The 13,458-nt window shown below is 65.6% G+C and carries 11 protein-coding genes and 1 riboswitch; of the genes, 6 read left to right on the top strand and 5 right to left on the bottom strand.

Annotation, left to right across the window (positions count from 1 at the left end):
* The first annotated feature begins 36 nt into the window (after positions 1-36).
* Entirely contained in the window at positions 37-294 is a 258-nt protein-coding gene (locus SP5_RS16630) for a hypothetical protein (protein WP_042490765.1), read from the top strand.
* On the opposite strand, the gene SP5_RS16625 is transcribed toward SP5_RS16630, so the two are convergent.
* Positions 291-1,478 carry a DUF2252 family protein gene (locus SP5_RS16625; protein ID WP_042490764.1) on the bottom strand — a complete coding sequence of 396 codons (1,188 nt, stop codon included), beginning with the start codon at positions 1,476-1,478 and terminating at the stop codon, positions 291-293. The genes SP5_RS16630 and SP5_RS16625 overlap by 4 nt on opposite strands.
* Before the next feature lie 166 nt (positions 1,479-1,644).
* Between SP5_RS16625 and SP5_RS16620 the strand changes: the two genes are divergently transcribed.
* A complete protein-coding gene (locus SP5_RS16620) occupies positions 1,645-3,453 on the top strand; it encodes a M14 family metallopeptidase (protein WP_042490762.1) in 1,809 nt (602 codons plus the stop codon).
* 9 nt (positions 3,454-3,462) lie between these two features.
* On the opposite strand, the gene SP5_RS16615 is transcribed toward SP5_RS16620, so the two are convergent.
* A complete protein-coding gene (locus SP5_RS16615) occupies positions 3,463-5,289 on the bottom strand; it encodes a DUF885 domain-containing protein (RefSeq protein ID WP_042490760.1) in 1,827 nt (608 codons plus the stop codon).
* 246 nt (positions 5,290-5,535) lie between these two features.
* Positions 5,536-5,645, top strand: a riboswitch (TPP riboswitch).
* A gap of 82 nt (positions 5,646-5,727) precedes the next feature.
* Here SP5_RS16615 and SP5_RS16610 point away from each other — a divergent pair.
* From SP5_RS16610 to SP5_RS16595, 4 genes are all read left to right on the top strand, one after another.
* On the top strand, positions 5,728-7,977 hold the full coding sequence (locus SP5_RS16610) for a TonB-dependent receptor (RefSeq protein ID WP_052811616.1): 2,250 nt from the start codon (positions 5,728-5,730) through the stop codon (positions 7,975-7,977).
* A 2-nt stretch (positions 7,978-7,979) separates the two neighbouring features.
* A complete protein-coding gene (locus tag SP5_RS16605) occupies positions 7,980-9,137 on the top strand; it encodes a phosphotransferase enzyme family protein (RefSeq protein ID WP_042490759.1) in 1,158 nt (385 codons plus the stop codon).
* Complete coding sequence (pnuC, locus tag SP5_RS16600) at positions 9,134-9,694, top strand: nicotinamide riboside transporter PnuC (RefSeq protein ID WP_042490757.1); 561 nt, start codon at positions 9,134-9,136, stop codon at positions 9,692-9,694. The genes SP5_RS16605 and pnuC overlap by 4 nt, the downstream gene beginning before the upstream one ends.
* A gap of 103 nt (positions 9,695-9,797) precedes the next feature.
* On the top strand, positions 9,798-10,292 hold the full coding sequence (locus tag SP5_RS16595; protein ID WP_245613527.1) for a cupin domain-containing protein: 495 nt from the start codon (positions 9,798-9,800) through the stop codon (positions 10,290-10,292).
* Here SP5_RS16595 and SP5_RS16590 read toward each other — a convergent pair.
* From SP5_RS16590 to SP5_RS16580, 3 genes are all read right to left on the bottom strand, one after another.
* Positions 10,243-10,938 carry a nicotinamidase gene (locus SP5_RS16590; protein ID WP_217995711.1) on the bottom strand — a complete coding sequence of 232 codons (696 nt, stop codon included), beginning with the start codon at positions 10,936-10,938 and terminating at the stop codon, positions 10,243-10,245. The two genes, SP5_RS16595 and SP5_RS16590, sit on opposite strands and share 50 nt — an antisense overlap.
* 105 nt (positions 10,939-11,043) lie before the next feature.
* The gene (locus SP5_RS16585; RefSeq protein ID WP_042490753.1) at positions 11,044-11,286 is read right to left on the bottom strand and encodes a hypothetical protein; all 243 of its coding nucleotides are present in this window, start codon (positions 11,284-11,286) and stop codon (positions 11,044-11,046) included.
* A gap of 574 nt (positions 11,287-11,860) precedes the next feature.
* On the bottom strand, positions 11,861-13,393 hold the full coding sequence (locus SP5_RS16580; protein WP_084220738.1) for a porin: 1,533 nt from the start codon (positions 13,391-13,393) through the stop codon (positions 11,861-11,863).
* Between the last annotated feature and the right edge of the window lie 65 nt (positions 13,394-13,458).

The following is a 13,458-nucleotide window of genomic DNA, read 5'->3' as shown; positions in this document are numbered from 1 at the left end:
TGCGAATGCTATCCGGAGGCTCGATCAGAGGATGATATGGCGCAAATTGCTGGTTCGGGCGAATATGTTATCGATGAGGTCCAGAGGATCGTACGGACGCATGTCCCCGGGGCGACTTGCGCGTTGCTGGACTATGGCAAGCGGATCGGCTGCGGTGAACTCGACGAACACGGGAATCTCCACGAGATGCGATGGTTGCGCCGTGAGCTGGACGACGAACAGGTCGCCAAGGATGCCGAGCGCATGGCGCGGCTGATCGCCGAGGCCAACGGGCAAATCCCGACGGATCGCTAGGCGGCGATGGCATAGCGTCGGCAGTGTTCGAGATAGCCCGCTTCGTGGCTGCCGGAGAGCATGACGACGCTTTCCCAGAGCCATGACGGCGTGTCGAGCGCGCCGCTCCTATCCGCTTCGATCGTCGCCAGCCAATCGGAACGGGCGGCCATGTCCAGCTGACGCGCATGGGCGGTGCCGACGACGAAAGCGAGGTGCCGGGCAGCGCGGACCGCCTCGCCCTGGCTGAACTGCTCGACCTCCAGCTTCATGTCGTGCGGGGTCAGTTCGCGCATGAACAGCGAACGGTCCAGCATCGTGACGGGCATCATCCGCTCGCCGAGATAGGGGGACATATGGCGGGCCGCGGTCACCACGCGTTCCGCGGGATCGCCCGGCATTTCCGCACCGGACGCTGCGGGTGCGATGGGGGCGGTCGCTTCCTTCAGGTCGACCAGCGCATAGGACCAGTTGCCCTTGCGCGTCCGGAGCGCCACGATCGCGGCATAGCGCAGCAGTCCGAGCGAACTACACCCCTTCATCCAATAGGCGGCGTCGACCAGCCGGACCTCGCGGTCCTGCGGCTTGCCCTTCAGCGAGAGGACCATGGCACCGACCCGTTCGTCGGCGAACAGCGCGGTCAGGGCTTCGCGTTCGTCGGGCGACAGCTCCCAGAATTTCTTGCCCAGCGGGATGCGGGGTTCGACCGCGTCCAGCCGCTCCTTGGCCAGATGGCGCCAGCGCCGACCCAGGGCCTCGCGCTCGACGCTGCGGACGATCTCGGAGTCGAGGTCGGGATCGTCGTGATCGGGGTCGCCGATGGCCGCGGCATAGCCTTCGACCATCGCCTCCATCATGCGCATGGTCACGACACCGGGCAGGTCGGAACCGCGCGCGGCCGTGGCCAGCGACAGGCCGAGCCGGATGAGGTCGTGCGCGGGATTGCCGACCACGGCCTGATCGAGATCGCGGATCTGGATTTCCACCGAGCCACGCCCATCGGCGACCGGCCCGAGATTGCCCAGATGGCAGTCGCCGCAAATCCAGATCGCCGGTCCCTGCGGCACCCGCCGCGCCGCCTTGGACGCCGCCAGCCATTCGTAGAATTTCGCCGTGTTCCCCCGGACATAGGCATGGGCGGATCGCGCCATCTTCAGAGTACGTCGGGCTTCGAGAATAGCACTACGATCGGCAGGCAGGGGCATGTGTGGCGGGACCTCAAGCGAATGGAATGACAACAACGCGAGGGCGCGCGGAAAGTAACAAAACATTGCTGGCTGTGCTATTTGCACTGCCGCCACCGAAGCCGCGTCGTGCGGGCACAGCCGCTGTCTTGTGTTACACTATAACGTATCATATTGCGGCGGCGTTATGACCGCTTCCCACAAAAGTGCTGCCTTGCAAACCAAGCGCGCCTCTTTTCTCGCCCTTTTGCTGTTCGCAACGGCAGGCAATCTGAACGCGCAGCAGCCCGCACGCTTGCCGCCGACATTGCCATGGTCGGGGAAAAGCGAAGCCCTGATCGCAAAGGCGGGGGACCCCTGGATCACCCCGGCCGAGGCATCGGAGTTTCGGACGACGCCACGCTATGCGGAGGTCAGGGCATGGCTGGCACGTCTGGAGGCCGCGTCACCCCTTATCAGCGTCAGGACGTTCGGCCGCACCGCCGAGGGGCGCGAGATGATCTATGTCCGCGCCAGCAAGGGCGGCACGGGCAAGCCGGTGGTGCTGGTACAGGGCGGCATCCATTCGGGCGAGATCGACGGCAAGGACGCCGGTCTGATGCTGCTGCGCAACATTGCGCTCCGCGGAAAAGACAGTCTGCTCGACAAGGTCGATCTGGTGTTCGTGCCGATCTACAATATCGATGGGCATGAACAGAGGAACGCCTACAACTATCCACACATCCGTGGCCCCGCCGAGAAGGGCCGGGATGCCAATGCGCGCAATATCGACCTCAATCGCGATTATGCCAAGCTGGACGCGCCGGAGTCGCGCGCGATGATCGGTCTGATCCGGGGGCTCGATCCGATCCTCTATATCGACTGCCATGTCAGCGAAGGCTTCGACATGCAGTATGACGTGACCTTCACCTATGCCGGTTGGGGCACCTATGCGCGGCATCGCGCCACCGCCGAGTGGCTGGAGGGGCGCTTCGGTCCGGCGGTATCCAGTGCGCTGACCGCCTCAGGCCACACCCCCATCATCTATCCCAGCCCGATCGACACCCGCCACCCTGAGAAGGGCATCCGCTACAGCCCGGAGGGGCCGCGCTACTCGACCGGCTATGGCGATTTCATCGGCATGCCGACCGTGCTGGTCGAGAACCATATGCTCAAGCCCTATCGCCAGCGCGTCCTGGGAACCTATGTCCTGTTGGAAGCCGCGCTGAAGGTCGCCGCCACCGAGCGCGCCCGTATCGCGGAAGCCAAGGCGGCCGACCGGGCGAGCCGCCCCACCGAGTTGCTGACGCGGTGGAAGCCCGCCGCCGCGCCGATCGGCTGGATCGAGAATTTCAAGGGCGTCGCCTTCGACACCTATCGCTCGCCCGCCTCCGGGCGCGACGAACAGCGCTGGCTGGGCAAGCCGATCACCTTCCGGATGCCGATCATCGGCCAACAGCCGGTCGAGAGCGTTCGCCTGCCCAAGGCCTGGTGGATTCCGCCCGAGCAGACCGAGGTGATCGAACGGCTCCGCCTGCACGGCATCCGGTTCGAGACGCTACAAGCGCCGCAGACCCGCCAACTCGACCGCGTGCGGCTGATCGACCCGAAGCTGTCCCAGCCCAATGAGGGGCGCTATCCGATCACCGCCCGCTTCGCCCATGAGAGCGTGGAGCAGGAGATGCCGGCGGGCAGCGTCCGTGTTCCGGCCGACCAGCCGCTCGGCTTGCTGGCCGCCTCCCTGCTGGAACCCGAAAGCCAGGACTCGTTCCTGGCCTGGGGCTTTTTCCCGGAGATGCTGGCACCGGCGCCCAGCACCGACGCCTATGTCCTCGCCGCTTTGGGAGAGCGGCTGCTCGAAACCGATGCCGATGTGAAGCGGCGTTTCGAGCAGAAGCTCAAGGACGAGCCCGCCTTTGCCGCCGACCCGGATGCCCGGCTGGCCTGGCTCTATGCCGAGGCCGGGCCGGGGCATCCCTATCCGCTTCGCTATCCGATCGGGCGCGAGGTGGACTGACGCACGACCTCAGACCGCGCGGGCGCGCTCTTCGACGATCCGCTCGAGCATCGACAGCGGCATCGCGCCCGCTTCCAGCACGTCGTGGAAATGCTTCAGGTCGAAACGACCGCCCGCGATCGTCCTGGCCTTTTCGCGCGCCCGCAGCCAGGCGGCATGGCCGATCTTGTAGCTGCACGCCTGGCCGGGCGAGACGCAATAGCGCTCCACCTCGCGCTGCGAACGGCCGGGGGCGAAGCCGACCGTATCGACGAGATATCTGGTGGCCTGGTCGTGCGTCCAGCGCTTGGTATGGATGCCCGTATCGACCACCAGTCGCGCGGCGCGGAACAGGAAGGACTGGAGATAGCCTGCGCGCTCGACGGGTGAGGCATAGCCGCCCAATTCGTCGGCCAATTGCTCGGCATAAAGCGCCCAGCCTTCGAGATAGGCGTTGAAAAAGGCGATCTTGCGCAGCGGATGGGTCGGCGCGCGCTGGGCGGTCGAGATCTGAAGGTGATGGCCCGGCACGCCCTCATGATAGGTCAGGCTGGGCAGCGTGTATTTCGGCCAGTCATGGACGTTCTTGAGGTTGATCCAGTAGATGGCGGCGCGCGAACCATCGAGTGGGGCACGGAAATAATAACCATTGGGTGCGCCGTCCTGGATCTCGGGCGCGACCCGGCGGATTTCCAGCGCGGCATTGGGCGGGTTCGTGAACGCCTGGGGCAGGCGGGCCTGCATCGCCTTTACGCTGGCGTTGAGGCTGGCCAGCAGCTCGGCGCGCCCGGCGTCGTCATCGGCAAAGAGCTGCGCAGGCTGGCGGTTGAGCTGATCGAGGCGCGCACCGACGCTGCCTTGCGTCAGGCCCTGGCCTCGCAGGATCGTGTCGAGCTGCGCGGTCAACTCTGCGACCTGTTGCAGGCCCATGCGATGCACCGCGTCGGGCGACAGGGTGGTGGTGGTGGCCTGGGCGAGCGCCGCGGCATACATCGCCTCGCCATCGGGCAGCGCCCAGATGCCCGCAGCGCTGCGGGCCGAGGGGCGTAGAGAGCGCAGCAGGGCGATCTGGCGGTCGAGCGCGGGATAGACCTGTTCCGCCACGATCCGGGTCGCGCGCGCCTTCCAGTCGCCACCGATATTCGCCGCAGCGGTGCGGCGGGTCAGCGCCTCGACCAGCTGGCTGTCGGCGGCGGCGGGCGAGCGAAGCTTCGCCATCTGGCCCAGCGCAAGGTCGAGCGAGAAGTCGGGGGCCAGGCGGCCCTTGGCGGCTTCCCGCCGCTGCACGTCGGTTTCGTTGTCGAGCTGACGCCCCATCAGTGCAAGCCGGTCCAGATACGCCTCGGCATCGTCCGTTGTCTTCACCGGGTGGGTCGAGGCCAGGAAGTCGGGTAGCGAGAAATACACGCCGTCCTGCTGCGAGATCGGATAGGGTCCCTGTGGCGAGGATAGGCCGAACTGCTCCGGGCCGATCATGTTCGACTTGATGTTGTAGAGCACGACCTCGCGATCGATCCGCGCCTGTGGCGACAGCGAGGCGGGGTCGACGGCGGTGACGAGCGCAAGGGCCTTGCGGTTGCGGGCCAGGTCCTTGGCGATAGCGCCATAGCTGTTGTCGCCCAGCTTGTGACGAAGATCGGCATTCTGGCCGGTGTCGAGACCCAGCGACGTGGCGAATTCGGGAGACTGGCGTACCGTCTCGGCCAGGACCTGATCGAAAGCCGTGTTCAGTCGCGCGTCGCCCGGCGACGAGGCGGCGGGTGTGGCGCCGGACGCCTGCGCGAAGGCGGACCGTGCGGGCAACATGGTCAGCCCGGCGGTCGCCGCACCGGACAAGATGAAGTTGCGGCGATCCATGTCGATTTCCCCCTTTATAACGCTAGTTACGGGAAGCTAGGCGACAAAGTGGCTGCTGGGCAAGCGGGGCTTTCGCGCAGCCGATGCTATTCCACAGGTGCGGTTCTACCGTCATTGCTCCCCGGTAGGGGGAGGGGCCATGCGGAGCATGGTCCAGGGATATCCCCGCTCGCCATGGGTCAGCAAGGACTTCTGGCAACGCCAGGCGCGATAAGCATTTGCACGCGACGCATAACCGCCTAGACGGCGCCATCCCCGGGGGGCCGCTGATGCGCGGTTGAGAGATGGGCAGCAGCCCATGACCCGCTGAACCTGATCCGGGTCATACCGGCGTAGGGAGGGTGCGCGGTTCCTCCGTCGTCCCTCCGTGAAGTGGACGAAGAGACGATGCCGGTTGTGATTTCGCGCGATCAGACGATGATCCGCCTTGCTGTCCTGATGCTGTCCGCCGCATGGCCGGTGGCCGTCTCGGCGCAGCAAACTGCCGATGCCTCGGCCGATATCCGGGTGATCGGCCACCGCGATCCCGAAGGCTTGCTGCCCGATCAGACCGATCCCCGCGCGGTGAGCGAGGTCGCGACAGACTTCATCGTCAAGCAGGCCCCGACCCAGAACGCCTTTCAACTCGTCAATCTGCTGCCCGGCGCGAACGTCGCCTCCAGCGATCCTTACGGCCTGTCGACCAGCTCCAGCCTGACGCTACGCGGCCTGGGGCAGGACGAGATCGGCGTGCTGATGGAAGGGGCGCCGCAGAATGATATCGGTTATTATTACGCCTATCCGTCGCAATTCGCCGATACCGAAAATCTGCGCCGCATCGCGCTGTCGCCGGGATCGGTGGATCTCGATGCACCGACCGTCGTGGGCGCGGGTGGATTGCTGTCGCTGAGCCTGGACGATCCCAAGGCCACGCGGCAGCTGCTCGCCGACCTGGCGCTGGGTTCCTATGACATGCGCCGCGTCTTCGTCCGGGTCGATACGGGAGAGATCGGGAGCACGGGCCTGAAGGCGTTCGTCTCTTATTCCAACACGCGCGCGGACAATTGGCGGGGGGCGGGATATGACATGCGCCAGCATGTCGATGCCAAGCTGCTACGCGAATGGGGGAACGGCAATCGCGCCAGCCTGGCGCTGTCGTACAATGACGCCAATTCGTCCGCTTATCCCAGCCCGACGCTGGCGGAATGGCAGGCGCAAGGGCGCGGGTTCAATTACGACGCGCGCTATACGCCGGGCGACACCAATTACTGGGAACTGTACCGCGCGCCGTTCCGCAACCTCTATGCCTCGGCACCGGTGCATCTGGTGCTGTCCGACCGACTGACCTTCGACAGCACGAGCTATCTCCAGTTCGGCTATGGCAATTCGCCTTATGGCGCCCAGCTGGCGACGACCGGCAACTTCCTGGGCAATGAGGAACTGACCCAGCCGATCCTATTGCCCGGGGCCGTGGACGGCGTGGCGACGGTGCTGGGCAATTATACGGGCGACCAGATGCGGGCGGGGCAGGTCGCCAGGCTGACCTTGCAGGCTGGCATCCACCGGCTGACCGGGGGGCTGTGGTTCGATTACGGCACCGACCGGGTGACGCAGACCTATAGCGCGATCGACGCGGAGGGCCGCCCCGTCGACCGCTGGGGCTATCGCAGCCGGGCGATCCGCACCGCCGACGGCCGCCTGCTCGCCTATGAGAACCAGCGCACCGTCACCGTGACGAAGAGCGTCTTTCTGGCCGACAGCATCACGCTGACCCCGCGCCTGACCGTCGATATCGGGTTCAAGGGCGTCAACCTGCTGCGCAATGGCCGAAACTATCTGCCTGGGCCGCAAAGCGAAGTCCGCCGCAACAGCTTCGTCGCCTTGCCGCGCGCCGCCGTCCATTACGACATCGATGATCGGCAGCAGCTGTTCGCCAACATCACCACCAATTTCCGCGCGCCCAACGAATTTACGCTGTATGACAGCTATTATGGCGGCGTGGTCACAACGCGCGGCACAGAAGCTGTAAAGAACGAGTATTCGGTGTCGCAGGAACTGGGCTATCGCTATATCGGCCCCAGCCTGTCGGCGTCCGTCACCGGCTTCCACTACAAGTTCCGCAACCGACAGTTGGCGACCGTCGTCGACAATGGCGGTGCGCTGGTCAACACCACGCTGAATGCCGGGGGACAGACCTCTTATGGCGTCGACGCCGAGATCGACTATCGCCCGGCCAGGGGCGTCAGCGTCTATATCTCGGGCGAATATCTCCGCGCGCGGATCGACGATGATCTGCCGGTCGGCATGGACTTGCTGCCGACGCAGGGCAAGCGCGCGGTGTCCAGCCCGACCGTCCAGGTCGGCGGCGGCGGCACCTATGACGACGGGCTGTTCTTCGGCAGCATCGCGGGCAAATATGTCGGTCGCCAATATGCGACCTTCATGAATGACGAGAGCATTCCCGGCTATGCGACGCTGGATCTGGCGATCGGTATCCATCTGGCCGACTGGCTCGACGGCAAGCGGACCGACTTGCGCCTGAATGCGATTAACGTCACCAATCCGCATGTCCTGGCGGGCGTGCAGGCCGTGACGACCAATGCCCGCGATACGATCGGGCGCGGTGGCACGGTCATTACGGGCAATGCGCCAGGCTATTATGTCGGCGGCGGTGCAGCGGTGGTCGCCACCGTGTCGCGCGCTTTCTGAGCATGATCGGGGCAGGCGATCCGGCCGGGGCGCACCGTGTCCACGGCATGGGGCTGGCGATGGAGGCCCCCACCTGGCCCGCGATCACGCCCGATGAAGCGGCGGCGGTGCTGGCGAGCTTTCCAGATGCGTCCGCGCTCGAGGCGCTGCACTGGCATTCGCCGCGTCCCTTTTCCGCCGCCACGCTGATCCATACGAGCGGCGGCTCGCTTCTTTTGAAGCGGCATGATCGCCGGGTGCGGAGCGTGGCGGGACTGGCCGAGGAGCATGGCTTCATCGCCCATCTCGCCGCCGCCGGGATGCCGGTGCCCGACCTGCTGCGTACCGGGGAGGGAGCGAGCGCGATCGCACGGGGCGACTGGACCTACGAGCTTCACCGTCAGGCGCTCGGAGAGGATCTGTATCGGGATCGATTGTCCTGGACCCCTTTTCAGACCGGCGATCACGCCCGTGCCGCCGGTGTCGCACTGGCGCAATTGCATCGCGCCTCCGAAGGCTATGACGCCCCGGCACGTGCCGTCCAGCCTCTGGTCGCAAGCTTCTCGATCCTGTCAACTGCCGATCCGATAGCGGCGGCTCAGGCCTATATCAATGGCCGGCCAGCGCTTGCCGAGTTTCTCAAGAAAAGAAATTGGTATAACGGCTTGGCATCATTGTTTGCCACATTGGGAGAAGGGCTTGCGCCTGGGTTGGCCCGTCAAAAGCCCTTGTGGACGCATAATGACTGGCATCCCTCCAATCTGCTCTGGTCCGCGGATGGCGGGGTCGAAACCGTGTTCGACTTCGGGCTGGCCGACCGGACCTGTGCGGTGCATGAACTGGCGACCGCGATCGAGCGGACGGCCTTTGCCTGGTTGGAGCTGGGGGAGCGGCGGGATGACCACATCGGCGACCCCGTGGCCGCTCTGTCCCTGATCGCCGGGTATGAAACGCTCCGCCGGCTCGATGCCGTCATGAAGGAGGTGATCGTCCGGTTGCTGCCGCTGGTCCATATCGAGTTCGCCTTGTCGGAGATCGACTATTTTGCCGGGGTGGTCGGGGATGCCGATGCGGCATTGCTGGCGTGGGAGGGATATCTTCTGGGCCATGCCGAATGGTTTCAATCGTTCGCGGGGCAGGATTTCCTCGCTCGCCTTCGCGGCGAGCTGGACCTGTCATGACGGCATTGGAGATCGCGGCGGTCGCGATCAGTTTCCTGGCGATCTGGCTGACGGCGCGGCGCAACGTCTTTTGCTGGCCGCTGAACCTCGTCGCCTGCGCGCTGTATTTCAAACTGTTCCTCGACATACGGCTCTATGCCGACATGGCGCTGCAGGCGGTGTTCGGCATCGGTATCGTCTATGGCTGGATCGTCTGGCGCCGGAGCCGGAACGCCACCGGCGCGGTCGTCGTCAAGCCTCTGACACGCCCACAAGCCGGGGCGGGGCTGGCGATCGGCGCGCTGGGGGCGCTCGCGATCGGCTGGTTCACCAGCCACCACACCGATGCGGCGTTGCCATGGCTGGACGCGACGCTCAGCAGTTTCAGCCTGGTCGCGCAATATTGGACGGCGCGGCGGCACCGCGAGAACTGGCTGCTCTGGATCGCGGTCGATATTGTCTATGTCGGCATGTTCGTCTTCAAGGGCCTGATGCTGACCGCAGGGCTGTACGCGGTGATGATTGGCCTTGCGGTTATCGGCTATCGTGATTGGCGTAAGGCCGCGTCTCGGGAATGACGGATGGGGCATCGGGTGCGGGCCTGTTGCCCCGGTCGCCTCTTGATGCAACAACGATCCGATAACAGGGAGGGGTTGTAAGATGCGGAGTTCCATCAGAAAAATGTCTGCCGCTATGGCGGCGGTGCTGCTGGCGGGCGCAGTGGCGTCGACCGGCGCGACGGCGCAATCGGGGAACGTTCCCGCCGGTCCCGGCGCGCCCGATCTGGCGAGTGCCAGCGATGTCCGTACGCAGATCGCAGCGATGCTGGCCGGCATGAAGCCGGGCCAGGGCTTTGCATGGCGTCCGTTGCTCCGCGACGGCGCGCGTGTCGCTGCGATCGAAATATGGAAGAAGCCTGGCCGTCCGGCGGTTCATCCGGCAGAAGCGGAATATGCCATCGTGTTGGAAGGGGTCGGTACGCTGATCTCCGGCGGCACCCTCGTCGCGCCGGCCACGCGCCGCGCCGACCTGATCGAGGGTGAGCGGATCGAGGGGGGTACGACGCGCCCCCTGCGACCCGGCGATGTGTTGTTGCTCCCTGCGGGGGTGCCGCACTGGTTCGGGATTACGGGCGATCGTCTGGTGCTGCTGGGGACCAAGCTACCCGCCCGATGAACCGGACATCGGCGGCGCGGAACCGTGCCTCTGCTTCGTCGATCGTCGTCCCGTCGCCAAGCGGCATGCCGATTGCCCTTGTGTGATCCTTCAGGACGACGGCCTCAAAACCCTCGCGCCGGGCATCCAGGGCCGACCAGGCCACGCAGAAATCATAGGCCAGCCCGACAAACACGCATCGTCGGACCTGTTTGTCACGGAGATAGCCCGCAAGGCCGGTCTTCGTCGTCTGGTCATTCTCATAAAAGGCCGAATAGGAATCGACCTGCGGATTACAGCCTTTCCGGATGATGAGGTCGGCACGGTCGATCGCGCCTTGCACGCCGGGATGGAATTCGGCTCCGGCCGTTCCCTGGATGCAGTGATCGGGCCATAACACCTGTTCGCCATAAGGCATTGATATGCTGTCGAACGGCTGCCGACCGGGATGGCTGCTCGCAAAAGACAGATGTCCGGCGGGGTGCCAGTCCTGCGTGACGACGACGTGGCGAAAACGCGAGGCGAGCGCGCCGATATCCGCCATTATCTCGTCGCCACCCGCCACGGCCAACCGGCCGCCGGGACAGAAATCGATCTGCGGATCGACGACGATCAAGGCGTCCGACCCCATGATGGCCTGATCGTCCGTCAAAGGCTGGGTGCCCATCTGCGTCTCCCTTGCAAGCGGACGCGGTTTACGATGGGAGGAACCCTAAGGCCAGCGTCGGCGCGACGTAGCCATAGGGGCCGATGCAGCGGACCCGGTGCGTGGTCAGCTCGGATGGGCGGCGCTGATGATCGCGGCTTCCTCATCCTCGATCGGCATCACGGTGTCGTGGCGGGAAACGCCCTCGACGCCCTGGCCCCGCGGTTCGTCCGCCGATGCGGCGTCGCCATTGGCCAGTTGCATCTGCTCATAGGCGATCTCGAGATCCTGCACGCCCGATCCGGTCGGCTGGATAGGCAGATCGGCAAAGCTGGCAGGTTCTGGGGCCGTGGGGACTTCCTGGGACATGACCTTCTCCTTCTTCCTAGGTCCAACGCACGGTCCACGATTTTGAGGCGGGCCCTTTCCGTGTTTGTGAAGATAGGGGGAGGTGCCAGCCATTGGGCGGGAGCTGTTTCGGGTCGCGACCGGCGATGCCCTTCGGATCACGTCGGTCCCATGTCGGGATTTGACTCCTGATGGATGGTGCATATCGTTGCGAACCCCGCTCTGGCATACAGGGAAGGCCGCGCTTTCGATGCCGGGGCAGCTCCACCATCAGGCGGGGTTAATCATTGTGCGCGACCAGGCGGGGATGCCGATCGGCACGCGACTTGTTCGAGAGTGACGGGCGGCTGCCGTTGACCGCAGGGGGCGAAAACCGGGCTGTACCGGGTGTTGACCTGCTCCGCGTGCTTTTCGACCCGACCCTGGCCTGGGCGCGGCTGGCGCGTTATCTGGCGGACGGCGTCGTGCTGCAGGGTGCGGCGGCAGGGCGATCGGGTCGGGCTTCTCAGCCGGTACAGCTCGCCCGTTTCATAAGGCATTCGTCCAGTTCGGGCACGTCACGGTCGGCGATAGCTCGCGCTTGCGCTCCGTGCCGTCAAAAGGCGATCTGGGCGCGCCCGATCAGGGTCTGGCCGTGGTCCTTGGCTCCACGGAGCTGGACGGGATTGGCAATGGTCCAGTCGATCGCGTTCACCTGCAGCCGGACGAAATTGTTGAGATACCAGTTGATGCCCAGCGTCAGCGCGGTGCCGCGTCCGGCCGTAGGATTGTCACTGTAATCCAGTTCCTCGTAACGGGTGGCAAGCTCGATCGCGCCGCGCCCGCCCGAGGTGAAGGGACGCAGCACCTTGGGGCGGCTCCATACGCCGCCGCGCGTCAGATAGGGCGGGGTCTCGCCGGTCAGGAACCAGCCCGCCTGTACCGCCCAGGCCGACTGGTCGGTCGAGGCGCCCGCGCGGTTCTCGATCCGCCGCTTGCCATATTCGCCATAGGCCCAGAGCGACTTGTGGAAGGTGCCCAGCTCGAAGCCATAGCCTTCACCCGTCCGCGCGCCGGTGAACGTGCCCGGTACGATGCGGAGATTGTCGTTGAAGAAGCCGCCGACCGCGATGCTGCGCGTCGGGCGGGTCGCATCGGCGGCGATCGTCTCGCGAAAGCCCCAGAGGCCCAGATGGACCAGCCAGCCGGCGGTCTTGACCGGGTTCCAATGCGCACGCCCCGCGATGGTCAGGCCGTCGCTTTCCGTGCCCGGATTGCTGATGTCGTCGCCCGACACCTGCACCCCGACATGCCAGCCATCGCCGTATACGCGGGCGGCCGCGCCCAGTCCGAAGAAGCCGCGCACGGGGATGATCCCTGCGCCGACGAAATTGCGTTCCATGAAGGGGACCGAGATGGTGCCGCTCGACCCGTCCAGCCCGCGATCGTTCAGGCGGTTGCCCAGCGCGAACTCGGCCTGTTGTCCCAGAAAGCCGGTCGTCCAGGCGAGATAGGCGGATTTGATCGCCGGGTCGTTGTCGGCGAAATCGCCCTCGAGCAGATAGGAGAGGTGTGATCCGATCGATCCCTCGAAACCCAGGCGCAGCGAGCGAGCGGTGGTGGCGGTGATGTTCCGGCTCGGGAGCGTGCTGCCGGTCGTGGTCGCAAGGTCGACCAGGATACGGCCGCGCGGGCGGAACGAGAATTTGCCGTCCGCGCTGGTGAACTCCGGCGTGCCCTTCGACCAGTCGACATGCACGCCTTCGTTCTGCGCCTTCTCGATCCGCGCCAGACGCGCGTCGAGCGAGGGCGGGTGTGCATCGCTGGGCAGCGACTGGCCGAGCGGCGCGGGCGTACGAACAGCCTGCCTGGCCTGTGCCGTGATCTGCGGCGGGGTGAGGGGATGCGCGTCGCTGGGCAGCGGCTGGCCGAGCGGGGCGGCGGCGAGCGCCTGGGGCTTGCCGCCTTCGACCGCCGCCAGCCGGGCTTCCAGCCGCTCGATCTGCGCCTGTTGCTGTTCGACGAGGCGGGTCAGGCGTGCGACATCCTCATCGGGCTGTGCGATGGCGGGGGCGGGGACGGGGGTGGTTTGCGCGGCGACCGGCAGGGGCGCGCAAAGGCCGATCGCGAGCAAGGCTCCACGATGCATGAAGGCATCCTCTCAGGGGGTGGGCGAGCGGCTGCTTGGCCACTGCCTCGGATAGGAAAAAAGAT

The organism is Sphingomonas parapaucimobilis NBRC 15100, assembly GCF_000787715.1.
GTDB lineage: Bacteria > Pseudomonadota > Alphaproteobacteria > Sphingomonadales > Sphingomonadaceae > Sphingomonas > Sphingomonas parapaucimobilis.
The sequence above is the reverse complement of the archived record's forward strand: the minus strand, read 5'-3'. Positions and strand labels throughout refer to the sequence as shown.